At 60.9% G+C, this 24100-nt stretch carries 20 protein-coding genes and 2 tRNA genes; 8 read left to right on the plus strand and 14 right to left on the minus strand.

Annotation, left to right across the window (positions count from 1 at the left end):
* The 6 genes from C1X29_RS22560 to C1X29_RS22585 form a co-directional block, all read right to left on the minus strand.
* Positions 1-2743, minus strand: a 2743-nt coding sequence (locus tag C1X29_RS22560; protein WP_146023266.1) for a DUF6531 domain-containing protein, incomplete at its 3' end; no start/stop codon positions are given.
* A 225-nt stretch (positions 2744-2968) separates the two neighbouring features.
* The gene (locus tag C1X29_RS22565; protein WP_064378694.1) at positions 2969-3376 is read right to left on the minus strand and encodes an SEL1-like repeat protein; all 408 of its coding nucleotides are present in this window, start codon (positions 3374-3376) and stop codon (positions 2969-2971) included.
* Positions 3377-3748 (minus strand): hypothetical protein, encoded by a 372-nt coding sequence (locus C1X29_RS22570; RefSeq protein ID WP_003223109.1) that lies wholly within the window; start codon positions 3746-3748, stop codon positions 3377-3379.
* On the minus strand, positions 3745-4086 hold the full coding sequence (locus tag C1X29_RS22575; protein ID WP_102688669.1) for a helix-turn-helix transcriptional regulator: 342 nt from the start codon (positions 4084-4086) through the stop codon (positions 3745-3747). The genes C1X29_RS22570 and C1X29_RS22575 overlap by 4 nt, the downstream gene beginning before the upstream one ends.
* A 114-nt stretch (positions 4087-4200) precedes the next feature.
* Complete coding sequence (locus C1X29_RS22580) at positions 4201-4656, minus strand: YkvA family protein (protein ID WP_007950434.1); 456 nt, start codon at positions 4654-4656, stop codon at positions 4201-4203.
* Between the two features lie 294 nt (positions 4657-4950).
* Positions 4951-5667: an FKBP-type peptidyl-prolyl cis-trans isomerase gene (locus tag C1X29_RS22585; protein ID WP_007950433.1), complete on the minus strand. Its 717-nt coding sequence runs from the start codon at positions 5665-5667 to the stop codon at positions 4951-4953.
* 270 nt (positions 5668-5937) lie between these two features.
* Here C1X29_RS22585 and C1X29_RS22590 point away from each other — a divergent pair, with 270 nt between their 5' ends.
* Both C1X29_RS22590 and C1X29_RS22595 read left to right on the plus strand, forming a co-directional pair.
* A complete protein-coding gene (locus C1X29_RS22590) occupies positions 5938-7746 on the plus strand; it encodes a di-heme-cytochrome C peroxidase (protein ID WP_102718432.1) in 1809 nt (602 codons plus the stop codon).
* Between the two features lie 26 nt (positions 7747-7772).
* Complete coding sequence (locus C1X29_RS22595) at positions 7773-8909, plus strand: catalase family protein (RefSeq protein ID WP_173940212.1); 1137 nt, start codon at positions 7773-7775, stop codon at positions 8907-8909.
* Between the two features lie 144 nt (positions 8910-9053).
* On the opposite strand, the gene C1X29_RS22600 is transcribed toward C1X29_RS22595, so the two are convergent.
* Both C1X29_RS22600 and C1X29_RS22605 read right to left on the minus strand, forming a co-directional pair.
* A tRNA-Asp gene (locus C1X29_RS22600) sits at positions 9054-9130 on the minus strand.
* Positions 9131-9149: 19 nt separating this feature from the next.
* Positions 9150-9225 (minus strand) — tRNA-Val (locus C1X29_RS22605).
* Positions 9226-9384: 159 nt separating this feature from the next.
* Between C1X29_RS22605 and rdgC the strand changes: the two genes are divergently transcribed.
* The 3 genes from rdgC (at position 9385) to sugE (ending at position 11778) form a co-directional block, all read left to right on the plus strand.
* Complete coding sequence (gene rdgC / locus C1X29_RS22610; protein ID WP_007950430.1) at positions 9385-10305, plus strand: recombination-associated protein RdgC; 921 nt, start codon at positions 9385-9387, stop codon at positions 10303-10305.
* A 74-nt stretch (positions 10306-10379) separates the two neighbouring features.
* On the plus strand, positions 10380-11345 hold the full coding sequence (locus C1X29_RS22615) for a bile acid:sodium symporter family protein (RefSeq protein WP_064378690.1): 966 nt from the start codon (positions 10380-10382) through the stop codon (positions 11343-11345).
* Between the two features lie 118 nt (positions 11346-11463).
* A complete protein-coding gene (gene sugE / locus C1X29_RS22620) occupies positions 11464-11778 on the plus strand; it encodes a quaternary ammonium compound efflux SMR transporter SugE (RefSeq protein WP_039769847.1) in 315 nt (104 codons plus the stop codon).
* A gap of 104 nt (positions 11779-11882) precedes the next feature.
* Here sugE and C1X29_RS22625 read toward each other — a convergent pair whose 3' ends face one another.
* From C1X29_RS22625 to C1X29_RS22640, 4 genes are all read right to left on the minus strand, one after another.
* Positions 11883-13757, minus strand: coding sequence for an MFS transporter (locus C1X29_RS22625; protein ID WP_102718407.1), 1875 nt, complete (start codon positions 13755-13757; stop codon positions 11883-11885).
* Positions 13758-13867: 110 nt separating this feature from the next.
* Positions 13868-15019: a TDT family transporter gene (locus C1X29_RS22630; protein ID WP_102718408.1), complete on the minus strand. Its 1152-nt coding sequence runs from the start codon at positions 15017-15019 to the stop codon at positions 13868-13870.
* Between the two features lie 105 nt (positions 15020-15124).
* Complete coding sequence (locus tag C1X29_RS22635) at positions 15125-15436, minus strand: cupin (protein WP_102718409.1); 312 nt, start codon at positions 15434-15436, stop codon at positions 15125-15127.
* A gap of 53 nt (positions 15437-15489) precedes the next feature.
* Positions 15490-16677, minus strand: a complete 1188-nt coding sequence (locus C1X29_RS22640) for an MFS transporter (protein ID WP_102718410.1) — start codon at positions 16675-16677, stop codon at positions 15490-15492.
* Between the two features lie 91 nt (positions 16678-16768).
* Here C1X29_RS22640 and C1X29_RS22645 point away from each other — a divergent pair, with 91 nt between their 5' ends.
* A complete protein-coding gene (locus C1X29_RS22645; protein ID WP_102718411.1) occupies positions 16769-17311 on the plus strand; it encodes a TetR/AcrR family transcriptional regulator in 543 nt (180 codons plus the stop codon).
* Positions 17312-17445: 134 nt separating this feature from the next.
* Positions 17446-20916 (plus strand): hybrid sensor histidine kinase/response regulator, encoded by a 3471-nt coding sequence (locus C1X29_RS22650; protein WP_102718412.1) that lies wholly within the window; start codon positions 17446-17448, stop codon positions 20914-20916.
* Positions 20917-20925: 9 nt separating this feature from the next.
* Here C1X29_RS22650 and rmuC read toward each other — a convergent pair whose 3' ends face one another.
* Together rmuC and C1X29_RS22660 are read right to left on the minus strand one after the other, a co-directional pair.
* Complete coding sequence (gene rmuC / locus C1X29_RS22655; protein WP_165369556.1) at positions 20926-22290, minus strand: DNA recombination protein RmuC; 1365 nt, start codon at positions 22288-22290, stop codon at positions 20926-20928.
* A 175-nt stretch (positions 22291-22465) separates the two neighbouring features.
* Complete coding sequence (locus C1X29_RS22660; protein WP_085611478.1) at positions 22466-22789, minus strand: hypothetical protein; 324 nt, start codon at positions 22787-22789, stop codon at positions 22466-22468.
* A 954-nt stretch (positions 22790-23743) separates the two neighbouring features.
* On the opposite strand from C1X29_RS22660, the gene C1X29_RS22670 reads away from it, so the two are divergent.
* Complete coding sequence (locus C1X29_RS22670; RefSeq protein ID WP_007950419.1) at positions 23744-23968, plus strand: hypothetical protein; 225 nt, start codon at positions 23744-23746, stop codon at positions 23966-23968.
* Positions 23969-24100: the final 132 nt, after the last annotated feature.

The raw sequence follows: 24100 nt of genomic DNA on the forward strand, positions 1-24100 counted from the left end.
CGTTCTCGATTTCCGTCAGCAGCAGCTGCGCATGGTCGTAGCGGTATTGCAGGCGCGTGCCGTCGGGGTTGATCCGCTGGCTGACCAAATGCAGGTCGTCGTCATACTCGTAGCGGGTGATACGCCCCAGTTCATCGCGCTCGGCGGTGATCTGGCCGTAGGCGCTGTAGGACCAAGCGCGGGTGGCGCCATTCGGCGAGGTGGTCTGGATCAGCCGGCCAACGGCGTCCCACGCGTGGCGAGTGATCGCGCCGTTTTCGTCCTGCGCAGTAATCCGCCGCCCCTGAAGGTCGTAGGAAAACTTCCGAACCCCACCGTCCGGCAGACTTTCCTCGACCAACTGACCCAGGTCGTTCCACACGAACACGTGCCGGCCAGAATCCGGATAACGGACCGACAGCAACCGCCCCTGCGGGTCGTAGTGGTAATGGGTGACATGGCCATCGGGATCGACCGCTTCGGTGATGTCCCCTTGGGCATTGCGCCGGTACGTCCACACCGCATCGCCACATGAGCGGCTGTGCAGGAAACCGTTGCGGTACTCGTAGGACGTCGGCGCATCGTCCGGCGGAATCAGCGCGATCAACCGCCCGGCGTCGTCATAGCGGTACTCGGTGACCGCGCCCAGCGCATCCTGCTCGGCGACCAACCGACCCTGCGCGTCATAGGCCTTGAGCTGCTCACCACCATCGGCGGCGACCTGACGCACCAGCCGCGCGGTGTCGTCGTGGACGTAAGTTTCCTCAGTGCCATCGACGTAATGCACCGTGACACGGCCGGCGTCATCCCAGACGTAACGCGTGTCCATCTGCGAAAACGACGCCCAGTGCCGCACGCAGCGCGCGGCCTTGCCGGCGCGTTCCCACGCCCAGAAGAAGCTCGCGCCGCCGGCCAGTTGCCGTTGCAGGATGACGTGCTGGTCGTCGTAGTCGTAACGCTCGCTTTCGCCGACCGCGTTCGCCGCCTCGATCAATCGATGACGGGCATCAAAGCGGTAACTGGCCAGCGTCTGCTCGGTACGCCAGGCAGACTCCCGAAAAACCTGATAATCGACCGCGATCAGATGCGCCCGCTCATAGCGCAGCAACAAGGAGCGGCCAGCGCCGTTGTCGAGGCGCTCAACGCGATCCAGACGATCCCGCGTAATACGCAACCGGTTACCGTAGGCATCGCTGACAGCAGTCAGACGCCCAGCCCGAAAGTGATAAAACCGCGCCGAGTCCCCCGCCAGCGCAACAATCAGCTCCTCAGGCTCATCCCCGAGAAAGATCGCCGCTCGCGACAAGCTGTTGTGAATCGCCGGCCGCTCGACGCTCGGCAACGGAAACCGCGTGCGCCGGTTCTCGTGATCCACCCAGACCACCGAAGCGCCCTCGACCTCCAGCCGATGCGCCAGCGAGTGACTCCAGCCAAACCCTAGCCCGAAATCAATCTCGGCCGCGCTGCTGCGGTACAAGCGGCTGAACTCGAACGGCAGCAGCCCATCGAGCACACCATCGGTGAGGGTCAACAACTCTTCGCCGGTGACCATCGACACCGGACACCCATTGGTGCAGGTCAGCGGCGCACAATCAGCGCTGTCACCGTTGGGGTTCTTCGCCTGATCCGGCGTGTCGTCATGGGGCTCGTCTTTTTTCAGGGAAGCATTACGCCGGGCATCCCAGCGCAATTGCATGCGGCCCTTTTTCACCCCGGCGGCGATGCCTCGTGCGGCGACGGTTTTGTACTGGTTCACGTAGCCGATGAAGGTGCTGACGATGCCGAACATCGCCTTCACCAGGCGCGCCACCGCCGACAGCAACTGAGCGCCACGATCCGCCAGACGCAAGGTCAGATACGCAATCCCCGCCCCAGCACCGACAAAGGTCAGCACAACGCCGATCAACACATCGATCAGCAGTTGAACCACCACCATCGATACCGCCTCGGCGGTTTTCCCGGCAATCACATTGGGAGGCAGCATTTCCAGCCAGAGGCTGGCAGTACGCAGCAACAAACACAGCGCCGCCTCGTCACTGACCAGTAACTGAAGCTTCTCCATCATTTCAGGCGCTGTTTCTGCCAACGCGATCAGCTGTGCGGCGCCACTGCCCAACCGCTCGGCAAACTTTCCGGGATCCTGGAGAATCTCCGACAGCAACCCGATGCTGTCCCACACCCCCTCGATCGCCGCCCAGCTCCCGGCCAGCATGCCGTTCCCTGCCGCAGTGGCCACCGACTGCGACCACTGCGGCTTGAAACCCTGCCATTCGCTGCGCAGCCAACCATCCAGCTGCCGGGTCAGGCCAGCGTAGGATTCGAACAGCGCATCAACCTGCTTCTCGCTGGCCTCGCCGTGCACCACCACCCGGTAGAACTTGCCCGCCTCACCGGTGAACTCCCCTTTGCCCTGAGCATTGAGGGTGACCGACTCGACTGCACCGCCCTCCACCGCCACCACATCGACAACGATGTCGCCCAACGGAATGTCGTACGCCGACTCGAACTTGCTCTCGATCTCCATCGGCCCGCTTTCCGGGCATTGCACGACCGCAGAAGAAAAACGGCCGTCGTCTATCGCAACCGCCGTGCTGCGCTCGCCGAAACGGATGATCCGCTCCATCCCCATCAGCGACGGCAGATCGGCCGTATGACTGACAGTGTCTGCCGAGCGGCTGAGCCAGTGCTTCAGCTGTTCGCGATAGAGATCGAGGGTGCGGGGAAAGCTGTCGAGTTCTTGCTCGATGCGGGTGACGGCATCCATCAGCGCATTCCCATGCGCATGGCGAAACGAAAAACCGGGTCAAACATGTGCGTTCCCTCGCGCAAAAATCAGGCGAGGGACTTTGCGGGGGATCAAACAGAAAAGAAGTCAGGCGAGTAGGCGGAGGATGTAGGAGAAGTCTGTAACTGATCTTTATCGAACTGCAGACGCAAAAACGGGGCGGGAGGTTTCCCTCACGCCCCGTTCACGGAACAGATGATTTGCTTATCGAGAAGCGTCTCGGCCGGCCAGCTCTTTCAACTTGAGCTCCGCCAACGGATGCCCGGCCTTCGCGGCCATGGTCCACCAGCGAGCGGCCTCCGAAGGATCTGGCGCTTTGCTCGGCGTACCTGCAAGACTGATGACACCGACTTGATACGCCGCCTTGCCATCCCCGGCCAGCGCAGCCAGTCGCAACAACCGCACACCTTCTTCACGTGCGCCCAGGCCAACCCCGCGAAACGTCAGGATGTGCCCGTAAAAACTTTGCGCACCGACATCGCCCAGGTTGGCCATGCGTGCAAACTGTCCTTCGAGCCAGCGCCAGCCGCGGGGCTGACGGACAAACCACGACCAGTGAAACAGCCTACGGGCCAGCCAGTAACTTGCCCGCGCCTTGAGTCGTAAAAACACTCAGGCCTCCGCCGATTCCGGGTACTCGTACTCAAACACCCGCACCACTTCCGAAGCATGCCAGGAGGCGGCGGCAACGCCGTCGGACGGCCCGGAAAAGCGCCCCAGACGCTCGACACACTCAAAGAAACCGGTGCGTGGCAGGCGGCTGGCACCCTGGCTGATCACCAGCGAGCTGCGCAACGGTTGTTCGGCTTTCGCGTCCAGTGCGGCGAGATGCTCAAGTGCCGCGGTCAATGTCTGCATGGCCGGCGTGGGCAGTTGCAGGCGTTCAAGCAAGGCTCGATAAGTCAAAAGATGGCGCTGCCTGCGCGCCTGATCCAGCTCCCCCAGCAATCCGTCCCAATGTTGACGACTGATGCGTACGCTCACGATTGTTCCCTCCACCCTGGCACCGTCAACTCCCAGGCCAGGCTGCGGCGAATCGCGGCGTCGGGCAGACGCTCGCCACTTTCGATCATGGCCAGGTAAGACGGGCTGATGCCTACCGTGCGGGCCAGCGCCTCGATGGCGATGCCCTTCCCTTCGCGCAAACTGCGTAACTGATCCAGACCTGGAAGAATCGGGTCCGGGGTTGCCGCAAGCGGCGCTGGAGCCAGTTGCGACGGTGCTTCGTTGATGCCTGCTGCTTTCAGTAGAGCCTGATACTGAGCCCATGGCAGAACCGCATATTCGGGCTCGCCATCGCGTGCAATTATCTGAATATCCATGACTACCCCGTAGGACAACAACACTTAGCGAGTCGGCACTTTTCCCTAGAAGTGTAATCCTAACAGCGGCCAAGGTCGTGGGGGGTATCTATCTGTGTACGAGGCTGTCGCGATTCAGGACTTTTTCGGCCCCTGAAGCTGAAGTTGCTCGGGTGTATCGGGTAAACGCTCGACCACTCTGAGCTTTTCCGGAGCCTGGCGCTGGCGCCACAGGCGGAAGGCATTCAGTTCATCGTCGAGGGTTTTCATCAGCCAGGCGAGGACGGCGATGTCATCGAGCATGCCGAACATGGGAATGAAATCCGGGATGGCGTCCACCGGACTGAGGAAGTACATCAGACCCGCCACCACCGAAACGATGGCCTTGGCGCTGATCGCACGGTACTCGCCGCGCCAGTACGCCAGACACAACGCCTGCAACAGACGCAGATCGTCCTTCAGCTTGCCGAGACGATTGCCCTGAGCAGCGCCTTTGCTGGCCACGGCGAACAACAAGGTCGGCAAGCGACCTCGAGCCAGCAGGCGTCCGGCCAAAGGCAGGAATCGGGCGAAATTCCACGGCGCTTTCATTTATTTCTCCCGTTGAAATGTTATCCACACAAATTGTGGATAACCTTGTGAACAGAGCTGCATTTCAGCGCTGAGAGCCCCGTTTCATAAGGGCTGCGCTCAGATCGGGCGTTTTTTACTCACATAAAAAATCTCAATATTTCATTGACTTGGCAGCCCCGGGCGTCTAGCGCGGGCAACCTTAAAGTCTAGGACTGCCATGACCGGCATCGGTTCGGTCTGTTTACGCCGACCATCGTCCAGATGCAACAACGCCCCGCATAAGCGAGGCGTTGTTGTTGAAACCGGCGCAGATTACTTGGCGGCGGCGTCTTCTTTGGCTGGATCCTTGATGGCCAGCAGTTCCAGGTCGAAAACCAGAACCGAGTTGGCCGGGATTGCCGGGCTCGGCGATTGTGCGCCGTAAGCCAGATCGCTAGGGATGTACAGCTTGTACTTCTCGCCAACGTGCATCAGTTGCAGGCCTTCTACCCAACCCGGGATCACACCGCTGACCGGCAGATCGATCGGGCTGCCGCGCTCGACGGAGCTGTCGAAAACGGTGCCGTTGGTCAGCTTGCCGGTGTAGTGAACGGTCACGACGTCGGTCGGCTTAGGCTGTGGGCCGTCGGCTTTCTTGACCACTTCGTACTGCAGACCGGAAGCGGTGGTGGTCACGCCGGCTTTCTTGCCGTTTTCTTCGAGGAATTTCTTGCCGGCGGCTGCCGACTCTTCGCTCATCTTGGCCATGCGCTCTTCGGCACGCTTTTGCAGCGCGGCGAAAGCTTCGACCAGTTCTTCATCTTTCAGCTTCTGTTCTTTCTTGCCGACGGCATCTTCGATGCCCTGGGCTACCGCTTTGGAGTCCAGATCATCCATGCCTTCCTGAGCAAGGCTCTTGCCCATGTTCAGGCCGATACCGTAGGAAGCTTTTTGCGCCGGGGTTTTCAGCTCTACGCTGGTCTGCGAATCACAACCCGCGAGTACCAGGCTAACCAGGGCAACCGCCGCCGCCAACCGATGCTGTTTCATGCTATTTCCTTGTTCATGCGCCGAAAGGGCAATCGAGTAAAGCCGCGAGCTTATCAGGCCGCCACGACCAATGGCTACCGGCATGAGAGCAGGAATCTTCCGATAAGTTCAGGGATTAAAAAGCATTTGGCGAAAGGCACGATGAAGCTTCTGTCATCTTTCGCCGACAGCAATTGATGCCGCTTCCCACAACACTTGGCGTAATGGCCACTTGCCGCACATGACTCGGCTCAGGCATAACAGCGCAACAACTCGACAAGGATGTTCATCTTGCGCCTCTTATACCGTGTGCTGACGCTGATCGTGGTGCTGCTGGGACTGGTCCTGGCGGTGGTTCTTTACTATGTCGCCAATCCGAGATTGCCCTTCCCTGCGCCCGCAAAACAGGTGCATTACCTGAACCAGTGGACTGAGCAAGAGCGCCAGACCTACTACTTCACTCCGCAGGGAACGCAGGTCAAAGGCCTTCGTTACGAATGGTTTCAGGCGCTGGAGCTGCCATTCTCGCAGCAACGTTTTGCCTCCCCGGAATACCTCGCGCGCTTCGGCTTTCTGATCGATCCGCAGCAGAAAGCCACGCCGGACAACCCGGGGAATCTGCCGGTAGGTTTCGCCCGGCACCAGAATCCCGGCAGCGCCGAGCAATATCTCGACATCACGTGTGCGGCCTGCCACACCGGTGAACTGCACTTCAATGGCCAGGCAATCCGTATTGACGGCGGCTCGGCCCAGCATGTGTTGCCCTCCAGCGTTCCTACATTGCGCGGCGGCAGTTTCGGACAGGCATTGGTCGCCAGTCTTACCTCGACTTACTACAACCCGTGGAAATTCGAACGCTTCGCTCGCCACGTGCTGGGCAACGACTACGACGCCCGCCACGAACAACTGCGCAAAGACTTCAAACACTCACTGAACACCTTCATCAAAGTGGCCTGGAACGACACCCATCGCGGCCTCTACCCCACCGAAGAAGGCCCGGGCCGCACCGACGCGTTCGGGCGTATCGCCAACGCGACCTTCGGCGACGCGATTTCCCCGGACAACTACCGCGTGGCCAACGCCCCGGTGGATTACCCGCAACTGTGGGACATGTGGACGTTCGACTGGGTGCAGTGGAACGGTTCGGCGCAACAACCGATGGCGCGCAATATCGGCGAGGCTTTGGGCGTCGGCGCCACCCTGAATTTCTTCGACGCCAACGGCCAGCCGCTGCAGGGCGATGACCGCTATGCCTCCAGCGTGCGTGTGCGTGATCTGCACACGATCGAAGAAACCCTGCAAAAACTGCGACCGCCAGCCTGGCCTGAAGAGGTACTTGGGCTCGTCGACAAACCCTTGGCAGCCAAGGGGCGAGCCCTGTTCGCCGAGAATTGCGCCGGGTGCCACGTACCGCGCCAGACCCAGGACGGCGAGCGCTGGGTGCAACATCTGCGCATGCTCCCGGTGGACGTCATCGGCACCGACCCGAACTCCGCCAACAACATTGCCAATCACCGTTTCGACCTGACCGCCCTGCAATGGAACCCGGCGGAACTCGAACAAATGGACGTGAAGTTGCACCCCAAACCCAAGGAACCGCTGGACCTCAGCCAGCTGTCAGTGGCCAAGGGACTGGCTTACGTCACCGCCTTCGTGGAAAACCGTGCGTACCGTGAAGCAGGCGTCACCGCCGCCGAGAAACCACAGCTCGACGGCTTCGGTCTGCCGATCGGCGTTCGCGAAAAAGTTGCCTACAAGGCGCGTCCGCTTGCCGGCGTATGGGCCACGGCCCCGTTCCTGCACAACGGCTCGGTGCCGAGCCTTTATCAGTTGCTGTCGCCTCAGGACGAGCGCGCCACCACCTTCTATAAAGGCACCTTCGAATACGACCCGCGCCATCTGGGCTACCGCACCGAAGCCTTCACCAACGGTTTCCTGTTCGACACCCGCATCACCGGCAACCACCACAGCGGCCACGAATTCCGCGCCGGCGAGCGCGGCAACGGCGTCATCGGCCGACTGCTGCAGCCAGAAGAGCGCTGGGCGCTGCTGGAATACCTGAAAGTGCTGGGCGGCCCGCTGGAGGCGCAACTGCCATGATCTTCAATTCCTTCACAAGACCTTCGATACTGGCGCGTTTCTGGCTCTGGCTGGGACGGTTACTGGGTAAAACCCTGTTGATCCTGCTGGTGATCGGCCTGATCGGCTGGGCCCTGACCAGCGCGTGGTTCGCCTGGCAGCACCGTGGCCCGGTGTCGGCGCTGGAGCAGATTCCAGATGGCGAAGCCGCCATGACCCAGGACGTGATTCAGACCGCCGTGCGCATCGTCGATCAGCACCGCGAAAGCACCCGCTACCTGCGCGATGCACATGCCAAGGCTCATGGCTGCGTGAAGGCCGATGTGCAGGTGTTGCCGGATCTGGCTCAGGAATTGCGCCAGGGCGTTTTCAGCGAACCGGGCAAGCTGTGGAAAGCGACGATGCGCCTGTCCAACGGCAACGCCTATCCGCAATTCGACAGCATCCGCGATGCCCGGGGCATGGCGCTCAAATTGCTCGATGTGCCGGGCAAGCAGTTGCTGGGGGACCGTCAGGGGCTGCACGAGCAGGATTTCGTGATGTTCAGTCACCCGAACTTCTTTGTCAGCGATGTCGCCGAGTATCGTCAGAATGTGGCGGCGCAGGCTGACGGCAAGAAGGTCATGGCGTTTTTTCCGGGGTGGGATCCGCGCAGCTGGCAGATCCGGCATTTGTTCATTGCATTGGCAACCCTATCGCCACCGCCGGAAAGCCCGACCCGCACGACCTATTTCTCGGTATCGCCCTACAAGTTCGGCGAGGCCAATGCCAAATTCCGGGTGATGCCGGATCCGGAGCGCTGCCCCGCTTATACCTTGCCGAAACAGAACCAGGATCTGCCGAACTTCCTGCGCAATGCGCTGAATCAACAGCTGTCCACCGACCGGATTCCGGCGTGTTTCGTGTTGCAAATTCAGCGGCAGGACGCGAACAAGTACATGCCGATCGAAGACACCAGCATCGAATGGCGCGAGCAGGACAGCCCATTCCAGACAGTGGCGCGGATCACCCTGCCCCCGCAGGACTTCGACACCCCGGCGCTGAACCTGCAATGCGACAACCTTTCCTTCAACCCTTGGTTCGGCATCGAGGCCCATCGCCCGATTGGCGGGATCAACCGCCTGCGCAAGGCGGTGTATGAAGCGGTCAGCGATTACCGCCACAGCCGCAACTCGGCGCAATAGCAGCGCCAGAAACGAAAAAAGCGACCTTCAAAGGTCGCTTTCTCATGTTCAGGCCGGCAAAAGCCAAATCCCGGACAGCAAAAAGCCCGCACTAGGCGGGTTTTCCGTGGTGACCTGGCGTTCAGTGTTCCAGGTTACCGAATATGGCGCAGCGGACGGGACTCGAACCCGCGACCCCCGGCGTGACAGGCCGGTATTCTAACCGACTGAACTACCGCTGCGCTAAACACTTGAAACGAATGGTGGGTGATGACGGGATCGAACCGCCGACATTCTGCTTGTAAGGCAGACGCTCTCCCAGCTGAGCTAATCACCCTTCGCTTCGGTGTGGCGCGCATTCTACGGAGCGACCCAACCTCTGGCAAGCACTTTTTTAAATAATTTTCTCAGCCCTTCCAAAGGCTTAGAGAAGGGTTGGCCTATGACCCGGCGAAGACAATAATGCCCCCCTTTGTATAAAGGAGAGACTCACCCCATGTGGTTCAAAAACCTGCTTATCTATCGCCTGACCCAAGACCTGCCTGTCGATGCCGAGGCGCTGGAAACTGCACTGGCCACCAAACTGGCGCGTCCATGTGCAAGCCAGGAGTTGACCACCTACGGTTTCGTCGCGCCGTTCGGCAAGGGCGAAGATGCTCCACTGGTGCACGTCAGCGGTGACTTCCTGCTGATCTCCGCCCGTAAAGAAGAACGCATCCTGCCGGGCAGCGTCGTGCGTGACGCGGTCAAGGAAAAGGTCGAAGAGATCGAAGCCGAGCAGATGCGCAAGGTCTATAAGAAGGAGCGCGATCAGATCAAGGATGAAATCATCCAGGCCTTCCTGCCGCGCGCCTTTATCCGCCGCTCGTCGACCTTCGCCGCCATCGCGCCGAAACAGGGTCTGATCCTGGTCAACTCGGCCAGCCCGAAACGCGCCGAAGACCTGCTCTCCACCCTGCGTGAAGTGATCGGCACCCTGCCGGTTCGCCCGCTGACCGTGAAAACCGCGCCGACCGCCGTGATGACCGAATGGGTCACCACCCAGCAAGCCGCCCCGGACTTCTTCGTGCTGGACGAGTGCGAACTGCGCGACACCCACGAAGACGGCGGCATCGTGCGTTGCAAGCGTCAGGACCTGACCAGCGAAGAAATCCAGCTGCACCTGAGCACCGGCAAGGTGGTGACTCAACTGTCGTTGGCCTGGCAGGACAAACTGTCGTTCATGCTCGACGACAAGATGACCGTCAAGCGCCTGAAGTTCGAAGATCTGTTGCAGGATCAGGCGGAACAGGACGGCGGCGACGAAGCCCTCGGCCAACTGGACGCCAGCTTCACCCTGATGATGCTGACGTTCGGCGACTTCCTGCCGGCGCTGGTTGAAGCACTGGGCGGCGAAGAGACTCCGCAGGGGATCTAAGCCTCTGCGCAGTCTTTGGGTTATCTTCAAACGCCACCGCTTCGGTGGCGTTTTCACATAATAAGGAACAGGCCATGCGCGCACTGGCTGCACTGAGTCGTTTTGTCGGCAACACCTTCGCTTACTGGGTTCTGATTTTCGCGGTGATCGCGTTCCTGCAACCGGCCTGGTTCCTCGGCCTCAAAGGCGCGATCGTGCCGTTGCTCGGGCTGGTGATGTTCGGCATGGGCCTGACCCTCAAACTCGACGACTTCGCCGCCGTCGCCCGCCATCCATGGCGCGTCGCGTTGGGCGTAGTTGCGCACTTCGTGATCATGCCGGGGATGGCATGGCTGCTGTGCCAGATCTTTCATCTGCCGCCGGAAATCGCCGTCGGCGTGATTCTGGTCGGTTGCTGCCCAAGCGGCACCTCATCGAACGTCATGACCTGGCTGGCCCGTGGCGACCTGGCGCTGTCGGTGGCCATCGCCGCCGTCACCACCCTCCTCGCCCCGCTGCTGACCCCGGCGCTGATCTGGCTGCTAGCCTCGGCTTGGTTGCCGGTTTCGTTCATGGAATTGTTCTGGTCGATCCTGCAAGTGGTGCTGCTGCCAATCGTCCTCGGTGTGGTCGCGCAACGTGTGCTCGGTGACAAGGTGCGCCACGCGGTGGAAGTATTGCCGCTGGTGTCGGTGGTCAGCATCGTGATCATTGTTGCCGCCGTGGTTGCCGCCAGCCAGGCGAAAATCGCCGAATCCGGCCTGCTGATCATGGCCGTGGTGATGTTGCACAACAGCTTCGGCTATTTGCTGGGCTATTTCACCGGGCGCCTGTTCGGCCTGCCGCTGCCACAGCGCAAATCCCTGGCGCTGGAAGTCGGTATGCAGAACTCGGGGTTGGGGGCTGCGCTGGCCAGTGCGCACTTCTCGCCGCTGGCGGCGGTGCCGAGCGCGTTGTTCAGTGTGTGGCACAACATTTCCGGGGCGCTGCTGTCGACGTACTTCCGACGGATGAGCGAAAAACAAGACCGTGAGACTCTGGCGCAACAGGCGGCCGACTGATCCCGGATCGAGGCGCGGCGCACAATTTTCGGTAGTATGTGCGCCACGCGGGGACGACCCTGCGGCTCAATCGAGTTTTCAATCTGGGGACGGCCCCGTCAATCGATGGAGGTTTTTCATGTCCTGGATCATTCTGTTTTTCGCCGGCCTGTTCGAAGTCGGCTGGGCCGTCGGCCTGAAATACACCGACGGTTTCACCCGTCCGCTTCCGACCGTTCTCACCGTTGCCGCCATGGCAGTCAGCCTTGGCCTGCTGGGTCTGGCAATGAAGGAATTGCCACTGGGCACGGCCTATGCGATCTGGACTGGCGTCGGTGCCGTGGGCACGGTGATTGCCGGGATCATTCTGTTTGGCGAATCGATGGCGTTGATTCGCCTGGCCAGCGTGGCGTTGATCGTCACCGGGTTGATCGGGCTCAAGGTCAGCGCCTGATTCACTGCCGCTATCGCGAGCAGGCTCGCTCCCACAGTAGTTCTGCATTTACAGTTCCAATATGGGAGCGAGCCCGCTCGCGATAAGGCCCGCACAATCAACAGCTACCTGACTGTCCCGCGCAATTCCCCGACCAACGCCTGCAACTCCGCCGGCTGCGCCGCTTCCACGGCGACCGGTGCACCCGCCACCAGCGTCACCCGCGACCACAAGCGCCGGAATACCCCTTTGTTCGGATCGCGACTGAAGAAACTCCCCCACAACCCCTGCAACGCCAGCGGAATCACCGGCACCGGTGTCTCTTCGAGAATCCGCGTCAACCCGCCCTTGAACTCGTTGATCTCGCCATCGGCGGTCAACTTGCCCTCCGGGAAGATGCAAACCAGCTCACCGTCCTTCAGATACTGGGCAATCCGGGTGAAAGCCTTTTCGTAGATCTGAATGTCTTCCTGACGTCCGGCGATAGGAATCGTCCCCGCCGTGCGGAAGATAAAGTTCAGCACCGGCAGGTTGTAGATCTTGTAGTACATGACAAAGCGAATCGGCCGACGCACCGCGCCACCAATCAGCAACGCATCGACGAACGACACGTGGTTGCACACCAGCAACGCCGCGCCCTCATCGGGAATCGCCTCAAGGTTGCGATGCTCGACGCGGTACATGGAATGGCTCAGCAGCCAGATCATGAAACGCATGCTGAACTCGGGGACGATCTTGAAGATGTAGGCGTTGACGCCGATGTTGAGCAGCGACACCACCAGGAACAGCTGCGGAATCGACAGCTTGACCACGCTCAGCAACACGATGGTGACAATCGCCGAAATCACCATGAACAGCGCGTTGAGAATGTTGTTGGCGGCAATCACTCGCGCCCGCTCGTTCTCGGCGGTGCGCGACTGGATCAGCGCGTACAGTGGGACGATGTAGAAACCGCCAAAGATCCCGAGGCCCAGCACATCGACCAACACCGCCCAGGCATGGCCGAAACTCAGCACTTCGGTCCAGCTATGGCCAACAGCGCTTTCTGGAATTCCACCGGAATGCCACCACAGCAACAGCCCGAAAACCGTCAGGCCGAACGAGCCAAACGGCACCAGGCCGATCTCGACTTTGCGTCCGGAAAGTTTCTCGCACAGCATCGAACCCAGCGCGATACCGACCGAAAACACCGTCAGAATCAGGGTGACCACGGTTTCGTCGCCGTGCATCCACTCCTTGGCGTAAGCCGGGATCTGCGTCAGATAAATCGCCCCGACGAACCAGAACCACGAGTTGCCGACAATCGAGCGCGACACCGCTGGCGTCTGCCCCAGGCCCAGTTTCAAGGTCGCCCAGGACTGACTGAAGATGTTCCAGTTCAGGCGCATCTCCGGGGTGGCCGCCGCGGCGCGGGGAATGCTGCGACTGGCCAGATAGCCCAGCACGGCGATGCCGACAATCGCGGCGGACACCACCGGCGCGTAATTGGCCGACGACATCATCACTCCGGCACCGATGGTCCCGGCCAGGATCGCCAGGAACGTGCCCATCTCCACCAGCCCGTTGCCGCCGACCAGTTCATCGTCGCGCAAGGCCTGCGGCAGGATCGAATATTTCACCGGCCCGAACAGCGCCGAGTGCGTGCCCATGGCGAACAGCGCCACCAGCATCAGCGACAGGTGATCGAACAGGAAGCCGACGGATCCCACGGCCATGATGGCGATTTCTGCCAGCTTGATCAGACGGATCAACGCGTCCTTGGCGAATTTTTCCCCGAACTGCCCGGCCAGCGCCGAGAACAGAAAGAACGGCAGAATAAACAGCAGCGCACACAGGTTGACCCAGATCGAGCGGTCACCTTCGATGGTCAGCCGATAGAGAATGGCGAGGATCAGCGACTGCTTGAACACGTTATCGTTGAACGCGCCCAGCGACTGGGTAATGAAGAACGGCAGGAAGCGCCGGGTGCGCAGCAGGTTGAACTGTGAGGGGTGACTCATCTTCCGTGTGACCCTGTTGTTTTTGGAAAGAGAAGGTAGCGAGTGGCCTGGCTACGCTTATAAGAATCTCGAACCGCGATCCAGGCCACACATTACCTAATCTTTGCAGGTTATTTCTTCAAACCTGCAATGCACGGTGAAACAAACAGCTCGCCGCGCCATGCACCTTGCAGCGTACGTTTACCGACGATCAGCCACATCACCGCCAGCAACGCCACCAGTACACAACCGACCACACTGAAGAAAGTCAGGTGCAAGGTGCTGCCCAGTTTCAGGGTTGCCAGCGAATAGACGCCCAACGGGAAGGTGAAGCCCCACCAGCCAAGGTTGAACGGGATGCCGTCACGCAGATAACGCACGGTGATCAACAGCGCCATCAACATCCACCACAGACCGAAGCCCCACAGCGTGATCCCGGCGACAAGGCCCAGGCCCGAAGCCATTTCGCCGATGCCTGGCAGACCGTTGGCCGCGAAGATCGCCGGGGCATCGCCGCCCAGCAGCAACATGCCCAAGGCTCCGGTGCCGATCGGGCCGAGAGCCAGCCAGCTCGACGCCGCCATGTTTTCGTGGGGCAGTTTGTGCAAGGCCATGCGCAGCAAGAGGATGGTCAGGATGCTGAACGCCACCGGCAGAGAAAAGGCCCAGAGCACGTAGCTGGTCACCAGCACCACCAGTTGCGAATGGGCATCGGCGAGATGCGGCGCGAGCAGTCCACCACTGGCCGCCGCCACTTCCGCGGCCACCACCGGCAGCAGCCAGACGGCGGTCATCTGATCGATGCTGTGTTCCTGACGGGTAAACATCATGTAGGGAATCAGCACGCCGCAGGCCAGCGACATCGCCACGTCCAGCCACCACAGTACTTCGACGAGATGAATGACGCCCTCACCCCAGCGCGGCAGACCGAACAGCAGAAAGCCGTTGATGATGGTCGCCAGGCCCATGGGAATGGTGCCGAAGAACATCGAAACCGTGGAGTGGCCGAAGATCCGCCGCGCCTCGTCGAAGAACAGAATCCAGCGGGCGGCGTAGGCAACGGTAAACAGCACGAACAACAGAATGTTGAACAACCACAGCCCTTCGGCCACGGCGTGCAGGCCGGGAATGGACACCGGCAATTGCGCCAGCGCCAACGCCAGCACACCGGTGCCCATAGTGGCGGCGAACCAGTTCGGGGTGAATTGGCGGATCACTTCAAGCGGGTGCTGAAGCTGGCTGAATGGCTTGATACCGGGTTTGACGCTGTTGGGGCAAATCATCATGAACTCCTGTCCTCAGGTGAGGTTGAGATCATGGTAGAACCGAATCGAATATCTATATAACGGGTAATATCTCTAACTGTTATCTGTTTTGTAGATATGCAGTCAGACACTGCCTTCGGTTTCGATCACCAGAATCCGAGCCGCACCCTGAGGATGAGCGACGTGTTCTGTGCCGATGGACGCGAAGAAGATGTCGCCAACATCAAGCAAGGCCTGCTTCTCCTCACCTTCTTCGCGATAGCGCATGAGCACCTGACCATCGAGCACCACGAACACTTCTTCACCGTCATTGACGTGCCATTTGTAGGGCTGGTCGGTCCAGTGCAGGCGCGTGGTGATGCCGTTCATGTTGGCGATGTCGAGCGCGCCCCAGGCGCGCTCGGCGGTGAAGGTCTTGCTGCGGATGATCTTCATGCGTCGATCCGTGAGAAGAATGGGCTGGCCAAGGCTAACCGAATCTGACGGGCTTATGGAGCGCTGCAAGTCTTGGCCGCTTGCGCCCGGAAACTCATCAGCAGCGCACCGACCGCCAGCACAATCAGCACCGCGCCATACACATCGGTGGTGGTCAGCAGGCCCACGCTGTGGGTGAAATGTCCGGCCAGCAACGCCGGCAGGCAGAACGCCAGGTAACTCAACACATAGAACGCCGACATCAAACCGGCGCGTTCATGAGGCAATGCCAGCGGCACCAGACTGCGTACCGTTCCGAGGAAACCCGAGCCAAAGCCACAACCGGCCACCAGCGTGCCGAAGAAGAACAGCGACAGACTGGCGCTGTGCACGCCCAACAGAATCAGCACGATACCGGCCGGCAGCAGACTCGCCCCAAGTTGTAGCGCGCGGGAGGCAGGACGATTGCGCAAGGTGTAGATCATCAATGCACCGGTCACGGTCAGCGCCGCCACGGTCGCGCCGCCGATCAGGTTGGAGGTGGAACCGGTGGCCGTGCGCACCAGCGACGGTGCCAGCGAGGCATAAAAACCGCCGAGCGCCCAGGTCGCGGTGTTCAGCGGCAAGACTCGCCACAGCGTCGAACGCGCCTGCACCGGCACATGCAGGGTCGGCCGCAACGAGGCCCATGCCCCGGCCTGCGGCGAGACGCTTTCCGGCAGGCGCCAAACATAGATGCCCTGCAACACAAACAGCGCGAGCAGCAACCAATAGGTCAACTGCAACGGCGCCGGGGCGAACTCGGCCAGCAAGCCGCAGCCCATGCCGCCTAAAGCCATGCCCAGCAACGGCGCAACGCTGTTGATCAACGGCCCTTGCTGGCGATCAGTGTCCAGCAGCGTCGCGCTCAACACCGCGGTGGCCATGCCGGTGGCGAAACCTTGCAGCACTCGCGCGCTGATCAGCCAGCCCACGCTGTCGGCGTAGATAAACAGCAGCATTGCCAGCGCATTGAGCGTCACGGCGGTGAAGATCACCGGTTTGCGTCCCAGGTGATCCGACAGCGAACCGACCGTCAGCAATGCGGCCAGTAGGCTCAACGCATAGACGCCGAAAATCAGGGTCAGTACCGCTGCCGAGAAATGCAGCTGATCCTGATACAGGTGATACAACGGCGTCGGCGCAGTGGAAGCGGCGAGAAAACTCAGTAAGGTGATCGCCAGAAACCACAGGCTGGAACGATGGGAAGCAAGGCTGGTCATGGGCACACTCCGCAAAAGCTAATTTTTTGCTTTTGCGGAGTGTGCTCTCGGCTTGCGCTTAAAGCAAATTCTTTGTGTTAAGGTCTGCCGCATGGCTATTAAAGAAGGTTTACGCCCTGGCGGTCGCAGCGCCCGGGTGCAGGAGTCGATTCATTCGGCAGTCCGCGCGCTTCTGCAAGAACAGGAGCGCTCAACGGTGACCGTCCCGCAAATCGCGGCGCGGGCCGGCGTGACGCCGTCGACGATTTATCGGCGTTGGGGAGATCTGGCCGCCTTGCTGGCCGACGTCGCCCTCGCCCGCATGCGTCCCGACAGCGAGCCGGCTGAAACCGGCAGCCTGCGTAGCGACATCCGTGCATGGGCCGAACAGTATCTCGACGAAATGAGTTCGGAGCCCGGACGCAACATGATGCGCGACGTGCAGGCGAGCGCGACGCCGGGCTATTGCGTAACGATCATCGGCGCGCAACTCCAGACCATCATCGAGCGCCACCCCAAGGAAACGGCGCCGAGCGTGGATCGTCTGATCAATCTGGTGGTGTCCCCGGTGGTGTTCCGCATTCTGTTTTCGGCAGCGCCGCTGGAAGTCGAAGAACTGCACCGCTTGATCGACATCGCGCTCAAACCGGACTGACCCCAGAACTGCCCGGTTCTGTTCCTGCGACACCCCGCCGCGCCACGACCTTGGTCGACACTGACTAACCGTCGCGCCCGTGCGAGACTGTCTGACCGGGCGCGAGTCCGGTCGTTTTCTGTCGGGAGTGTTCCATGTCGTTGTCCACCGGGCTGATCGCCGCCGTCGCCCTGGCCTATATGGCCATCATGTTCGCCATCGCCTTCTACGGCGACCGTCGCAGCGCACCGCTGCCGCCACGGGTGCGCGCCTGGGTGTACAGCCTGTCGCTGGCGGTCTACTGCACCAGCTGGACGTTTTTCGGCGCGGTCGGTCAGGCGGCCGAACAGCTGTGGTCGTTCCTGCCGATCTACCTGGGGCCGATCCTGCTGCTGCTCGGTGCGCCGTGGGTGCTGCAGAAGATGGTGATGATCAGCAAACAGGAGAACATCACCTCCATCGCCGACTTCATCGCCGCCCGGTACGGTAAATCCCAGTCGTTGGCGGTGGTCGTCGCGCTGATCTGTCTGGTCGGCGTTCTCCCTTATATAGCCTTGCAACTCAAAGGCATTGTCCTCGGCGTAAACCTGCTGATCGGTGCCGGCGCCGACGCCATGGGCACCCGCGCCCAGGACACGGCGCTGATCGTGTCACTGGTGCTGGCGCTGTTCACCATCGTTTTCGGTACGCGCAACCTCGATGCCACCGAGCACCACCGGGGCATGGTGCTGGCGATTGCTTTCGAGTCGCTGGTCAAACTGTTCGCCTTCCTCGCCGTCGGCGCCTTCGTCACCTACGGGCTGTATGACGGCTTCGACGACCTGTTCAATCAGGCGATGCTCGCCCCGCGCCTTGAGGAATACTGGAAAGAAACCATCAACTGGCCGTCGATGGTGGTGCAGACCGGCGTGGCGATGATGGCGATCATCTGCCTGCCCCGGCAGTTCCACGTGACGGTGGTCGAGAACATCGACCCGCAGGATCTGCGCCTGGCCAAATGGGTGTTCCCGGCCTACCTCGCACTGGCCGCGTTGTTTGTCGTCCCGATCGCCCTGGCCGGTCAGATGATGCTGCCCAGCTCGGTCATCCCCGACTCTTTCGTTATCAGCCTGCCATTGGCCCAGGCTCACCCGGCGCTGGCGATGCTGGCGTTTATCGGCGGTGCATCGGCCGCCACCGGCATGGTGATCGTGGCGAGTGTGGCGCTGTCGACCATGGTCTCCAACGACATGCTGTTGCCGTGGCTGCTGCGCCGCAACAATGCCGAGCGGCCGTTCGAAGTTTTCCGCCAGTGGATGCTCTCGGTGCGCCGGGTCAGCATCGTGGTGATTCTGTTGCTGGCTTACGTCAGCTACCGCTTGCTCGGATCGACCGCGAGCCTGGCAACCATCGGCCAGATCGCTTTCGCGGCGGTCACTCAACTGGCCCCGGCGATGCTCGGCGCGCTGTACTGGAAACAGGCCAACCGCCGCGGCGTGTTCGCCGGCCTCGCCGCCGGCACGTTCCTGTGGTTCTACACCCTGATCCTGCCGATCGCTGCGCGCAGCCTCGGCTGGTCGCTGGACAGTTTCCCCGGGCTCGCCTGGCTGCACAGCAACCCGCTGAACCTGCCGATCACCCCGCTGACCCAAGGCGTGGTGCTGTCGCTGGCGGGCAACTTCACGTTGTTTGCCTGGGTATCTGTGCTGTCGCGCACCCGGGTGTCGGAGCACTGGCAGGCCGGACGTTTTATCGGTCAGGAGATCAGCGCACGGCCGAGCGCCCGCTCGATGCTGGCGGTGCAGATTGATGACTTGCTGCAACTGGCCGCGCGGTTTGTCGGTGAAGAACGCGCGCGGCAGAGCTTCATCCGCTTTGCCTATCGCCAGGGCAAAGGCTTCAACCCGAATCAGAACGCTGACGGCGAATGGATCGCCCACACCGAGCGATTACTGGCCGGTGTCCTTGGCGCCTCTTCGACGCGAGCTGTAGTAAAAGCCGCCATCGAAGGTCGGGAAATGCAGTTGGAGGACGTCGTCCGGATCGCCGACGAAGCCTCGGAAGTGCTGCAGTTCAACCGTGCGCTGCTGCAAGGCGCCATCGAAAACATTACCCAAGGCATCAGCGTGGTCGACCAGTCGCTGAAACTGGTGGCCTGGAACCGGCGCTATCTGGAACTGTTCAACTATCCGGACGGTTTGATCAGCGTTGGCCGACCGATTGCCGACATCATTCGCCACAACGCCGAGCGTGGTTTGTGCGGCCCCGGTGAAGCAGAAGTCCATGTCGCCCGGCGCCTGCACTGGATGCGTCAGGGCCGCGCCCACACGTCTGAGCGGCTGTTCCCCAACGGCCGGGTGATCGAGCTGATCGGCAACCCGATGCCCGGCGGCGGTTTCGTCATGAGTTTCACCGACATCACCGCGTTCCGCGAAGCCGAGCAGGCCTTGACCGAAGCTAACGAAGGGCTGGAGCAACGGGTCAGCGAACGGACCCAGGAACTGTCGCAACTCAACGTCGCATTGACCGAAGCCAAGGGCAATGCCGAGGCAGCCAACCAGTCCAAGACTCGCTTTCTCGCCGCCGTCAGCCACGACTTGATGCAGCCGTTGAATGCGGCGCGGCTGTTCTCCGCCGCCCTCTCCCATCAGGACGACGGCCTGAGCGGCGAAGCGCAGAAACTGGTGCAGCATCTGGACAGCTCGCTGCGTTCGGCCGAAGACCTGATCAGCGACCTGCTGGACATTTCCCGTCTGGAAAACGGCAAGATCAACCCGGATCGCAAGCCGTTCGCGGTCAATGAGCTGTTCGATATTCTCGGTGCGGAGTTCAAGGCGCTCGCCCAGGAACAGGGCTTGAGCTTCCGGGTACGCGGAAGTCAGTTACGCATCGACAGCGACATCAAACTGCTGCGGCGCATTCTGCAGAACTTCCTCACCAACGCATTCCGCTACGCAAAAGGCCCGGTACTGCTGGGCGTTCGTCGGCGAAAAGGCGAAATCTGTCTGGAAGTGTGGGATCGCGGGCCGGGGATTCCGGAGGACAAACAGCAAGTGATCTTCGAGGAATTCAAACGCCTCGACAGCCACCAGACCCGCGCCGAAAAAGGTCTGGGCCTGGGTCTGGCGATCGCCGATGGTCTCTGCCGCGTGCTCGGCCATACCTTGCGCGTGCGCTCATGGCCGGGGCGCGGCAGCGTGTTCAGTGTCCGCGTACCGTTGGCCAAAGCGCAGACGGTACAGCCGGCGGCGGCGGTGGAAATCAATGGCAAATTGCACAGCGGCGCGCAGGTGCTGTGCATCGACAACGAAGACAGCATTCTGATCGGCATGAACAGCCTGCTCACGCGCTGGGGCTGCCAGGTCTGGACCGCACGCAACCGCGAAGAATGTGCGGCACTGCTCGACGACGGCGTGCGGCCACAATTGGCATTGGTGGACTATCACCTTGATCACGGCGAAACCGGCACCGATCTGATGGCCTGGTTGCGCACAAGGCTGGGCGAACCGGTGCCCGGCGTGGTGATCAGCGCCGACGGGCATCCGGAAACCGTGGCCCAGGTTCACGCAGCGGGGCTGGATTACCTGGCCAAACCGGTGAAACCGGCGGCGTTGCGGGCGTTGTTGAGTCGCTATTTGCCGCTCTAGCAGAGCGGCTTATTCAGGCAGTTCGACCAGGCCGTCGGCATCGGTCATTGCGCGCTCCAGCAGGTCTGCGGGCAGGCTTTTGCTGGCCCGCGCGCCGAGCAGCTTGAGCTGTTCGCTGCGGCTGACCAGGTTGCCCCGCCCTTCCGTCAGCTTGTTGCGCGCCGCGCTGTAGGCCTTGTCCAGTTGCTGCAAGCGATTGCCGACTTCGTCCAGATCCTGAATGAACAGCACGAACTTGTCGTAAAGCCAACCGGCGCGCTCGGCGATTTCCCGGGCGTTCTGGCTCTGGCGCTCCTGCTTCCACAGGCTGTCGATGACTCGCAAAGTGGCCAGCAGCGTGGTCGGGCTGACGATCACGATGTTGCGGTCGAAGGCCTCCTGAAACAGCGTCGGCTCGGCCTGCAACGCGGCGGAAAACGCCGCTTCGATGGGCACGAACAGCAAGACGAAATCGAGACTGTGCAAACCTTCCAGACGTTTGTAATCCTTGCCGGCCAGGCCTTTGACGTGGCTGCGCAAGGACAGCACGTGCTGCTTCATGGCGATCTGGCCGATGGCATCGTCGTCCGCCGCGACGTATTGCTGATACGCGGTGAGGCTCACCTTGGAGTCGACCACCACCTGCTTGTCGCCCGGCAGATAAATGATCACGTCCGGCTGGAAACGCTCGCCGTCCGGGCCCTTGAGATTGACCTGGGTCTGGTACTCGCGGCCCTTCTCCAGCCCGGCATGCTCAAGCACACGCTCGAGAATCAGCTCGCCCCAGTTGCCCTGAGTCTTCTGGCCCTTCAGGGCGCGGGTCAGGTTGGTCGCTTCGTCGCTGAGGCGCAGGTTCAGTTGCTGCAAACGCTCCAGCTCCTTGGCCAGCGAAAAACGCTCGCGGGCTTCGGCCTGATAGCTTTCCTCGACGCGTTTTTCGAACGACTGGATGCGTTCCTTCAAAGGATCAAGCAATTGGCCGAGGCGCTGCTGGCTGGTTTCGGCGAAGCGTTGTTCGCGCTCATCGAAGATCTTGCCGGCCAGTTCGGCGAACTGTGCGCGCAGCTCGTCACGGGAACCTTGCAGGTCATCCAGGCGTTGTTGATGGCTTTCCTGTTGCTCGCGCAATTCGGCATTCAGCGAAGCCGCTTGGGCGTCCAGGCGCCGTAACTCGGCTTCTTTGTTGGCGCGTTCGAGGTTCCAGGCATGGGCAGCGTCACGGGCATCATCGCGCTCGATCTGCAACAGCTCGACTTCCCGGCGCACGGCCGCGAGATCAGCTTGTTTGGAGGCGTTGGCCTGGCCGAGATCGGCGATTTCATCGCGGCAGGCTTCAAGTTGAGCAGTGAGGCCGTCTTGGGCCATTTGTGCCATGGCCAGCCGCTCTTCGAGCAAGGCGACTTCAGACTGGTTCTGACTGGCCCGGCGTTGCAGTTGCCAGGCCAGCGCCAGCAGCGGCACGGCCGCGCCTGCCAGCCCCAGCAGGATGCTGGTCAAGTCCATCGCCATAGTGATTCCCGCCGATCCGATAAAGCCTGAAGGTTAACCAAGGCGTCTGGTCTTGGACAGCTCAGTCTTCGATCAGGCCGAGTTCCTGTTGCGCGCGTCGGTCACCGGCGCGGGCGGCCTGGCGCAGCAGGTCCTGGCCGATCCGGCGATCCCGGGCATTGCCGCACTCGCGGCACATCAACTGACCGAGACGACTTTGCGCGGCGACCACCCCTTCCCGGGCCGGTTGCTTGAGCAGGCGGCCGGCGAGGTGCTTGGCATTCTGGCTGTCGCCAAGACGCGGGCTGTCGAGCAGCCATTCGGCCACGCGCACGGAAAATCGCTTGGGAGCGGTAACACGAGGGAGTTGGGAGGTAACAGATTCTGGAGCTGAACGAAACTTCATAAAGCACTGTGGGACAGATCGGAAGGCGCGCCACTCTACTCTTTTTTTCGCACAGGTAAAGTCGAAAAAAACCCGGCACGCCCGTGCTAGAGCAAGCGCTCGGGACAATCCACAGAAGCTGTGGATAACTCAGTGGACAACCGCCCTCCAGTCGCCGCAAAGCCTTGTGGAACGGGGCTCGCAGTCAAACTGACGATTTTTTCACCAGTTAAAAAAAGCGATGTTTTTCATTGACTTAAACTTTCGATGCAGGCAGCCATCGGGGTCAGGATTGTTGTGACAGCGCCGTTACAGTCTGCGCAACTAATGTGCACAAGTACCTGTTACGCGGTTATATCGATGCGCCTTTTCGGGTCGTTTTGGCATTCGGGCTGGGGATAAGCCCCTGCGCCGAGCGTTCGCATCTGTCGGGTAGTGGCGACCGACGGTCGTTTAGCGAGTCAGATCGGGGCACGCGCGGAGTCCTGGCACCGCGCCCGGGATTTTTTTGATGATCGGGTTTGCCTTCTTCAGACCGTTCCGTTAGTATCCGCGGCGTTAGTACCAAGCTGAAAGTCAATTCCGGTCGAACACACCCCCACGGTCAAGTTTCTCTCACAGAAGTCTTCACCGGAAAAAGCGGGATCGACCCCTCGATGGTTTCCAGGTAAATCTTGCGACGACACCGCCTTTGAATCGAATGCAAAGGGTGTTGCGAAGACCACTTACTCTGACCGAACCAACCTGCAAATTGATCAGGATCTTCACCAAGGGCCCAGAACCTCTGCCCTCGATGTGTTGCCTGTCCTCCTAAGTACCTACCTGCCAGCCCAAGCGCGCCAACTTTTATAGCGCTCGAACTGGCTGCCTTGTTCCAGTCGGGTTCTTCGTTCGACCAATGGTGGTTGACGTTACTGGAACGTTTTAACGTTGCACGGTTCTTATCCGTGTCATTTGTAGGAACACCTAATAACTATGTCGACTCAAATCCAGACTCAGGATGCCATTCGCACCCTAACCAACGCTTTTGCCCCAATGAACTGCCTGATCATGGCCGCTCGCAAAGGCTGCTTCAGCTTCACCGTGGTCAATGAACACGGGATCGCCCGCCACAGCGAGCGTCTGTACCCCGATCAATACTCCAGCGCCGAACCGCTGCAGGCCGTGATTGATCGCACCCGTCAGGCATTGATCGCCTGAGAGGCCGAAATGGCTGCAAAAGCAAAAGCCCCGCTGAAAATGCGGGGCTTTTTATTGCCCGATGTTTCACTTTTGCCAATTTCTGCCTAATCACTAACCGATATAACGGTTATAACGCGTCGCCGGAAATAT

This window comes from Pseudomonas sp. GW456-12-10-14-LB2, from assembly GCF_002884345.1.
Classification (GTDB): Bacteria; Pseudomonadota; Gammaproteobacteria; order Pseudomonadales; family Pseudomonadaceae; genus Aquipseudomonas; species Aquipseudomonas paraglycinae.

What these genes read in the sequence shown, in the direction of transcription:
- C1X29_RS22575 (WP_102688669.1), bottom strand. Translation starts at nt 4,086, where the DNA reads ATGGATATTCAGATAATTGCACGCGATGGCGAGCCCGAATATGCGGTT.
- C1X29_RS22580 (WP_007950434.1), bottom strand. Translation starts at nt 4,656, where the DNA reads ATGAAAGCGCCGTGGAATTTCGCCCGATTCCTGCCTTTGGCCGGACGC.
- C1X29_RS22585 (WP_007950433.1), bottom strand. Translation starts at nt 5,667, where the DNA reads ATGAAACAGCATCGGTTGGCGGCGGCGGTTGCCCTGGTTAGCCTGGTA.
- rdgC (WP_007950430.1), top strand. Translation starts at nt 9,385, where the DNA reads ATGTGGTTCAAAAACCTGCTTATCTATCGCCTGACCCAAGACCTGCCT.
- C1X29_RS22615 (WP_064378690.1), top strand. Translation starts at nt 10,380, where the DNA reads ATGCGCGCACTGGCTGCACTGAGTCGTTTTGTCGGCAACACCTTCGCT.
- sugE (WP_039769847.1), top strand. Translation starts at nt 11,464, where the DNA reads ATGTCCTGGATCATTCTGTTTTTCGCCGGCCTGTTCGAAGTCGGCTGG.
- C1X29_RS22625 (WP_102718407.1), bottom strand. Translation starts at nt 13,757, where the DNA reads ATGAGTCACCCCTCACAGTTCAACCTGCTGCGCACCCGGCGCTTCCTG.
- C1X29_RS22630 (WP_102718408.1), bottom strand. Translation starts at nt 15,019, where the DNA reads ATGATTTGCCCCAACAGCGTCAAACCCGGTATCAAGCCATTCAGCCAG.
- C1X29_RS22635 (WP_102718409.1), bottom strand. Translation starts at nt 15,436, where the DNA reads ATGAAGATCATCCGCAGCAAGACCTTCACCGCCGAGCGCGCCTGGGGC.
- C1X29_RS22640 (WP_102718410.1), bottom strand. Translation starts at nt 16,677, where the DNA reads ATGACCAGCCTTGCTTCCCATCGTTCCAGCCTGTGGTTTCTGGCGATC.
- C1X29_RS22645 (WP_102718411.1), top strand. Translation starts at nt 16,769, where the DNA reads ATGGCTATTAAAGAAGGTTTACGCCCTGGCGGTCGCAGCGCCCGGGTG.
- C1X29_RS22650 (WP_102718412.1), top strand. Translation starts at nt 17,446, where the DNA reads ATGTCGTTGTCCACCGGGCTGATCGCCGCCGTCGCCCTGGCCTATATG.
- C1X29_RS22660 (WP_085611478.1), bottom strand. Translation starts at nt 22,789, where the DNA reads ATGAAGTTTCGTTCAGCTCCAGAATCTGTTACCTCCCAACTCCCTCGT.
- C1X29_RS22670 (WP_007950419.1), top strand. Translation starts at nt 23,744, where the DNA reads ATGTCGACTCAAATCCAGACTCAGGATGCCATTCGCACCCTAACCAAC.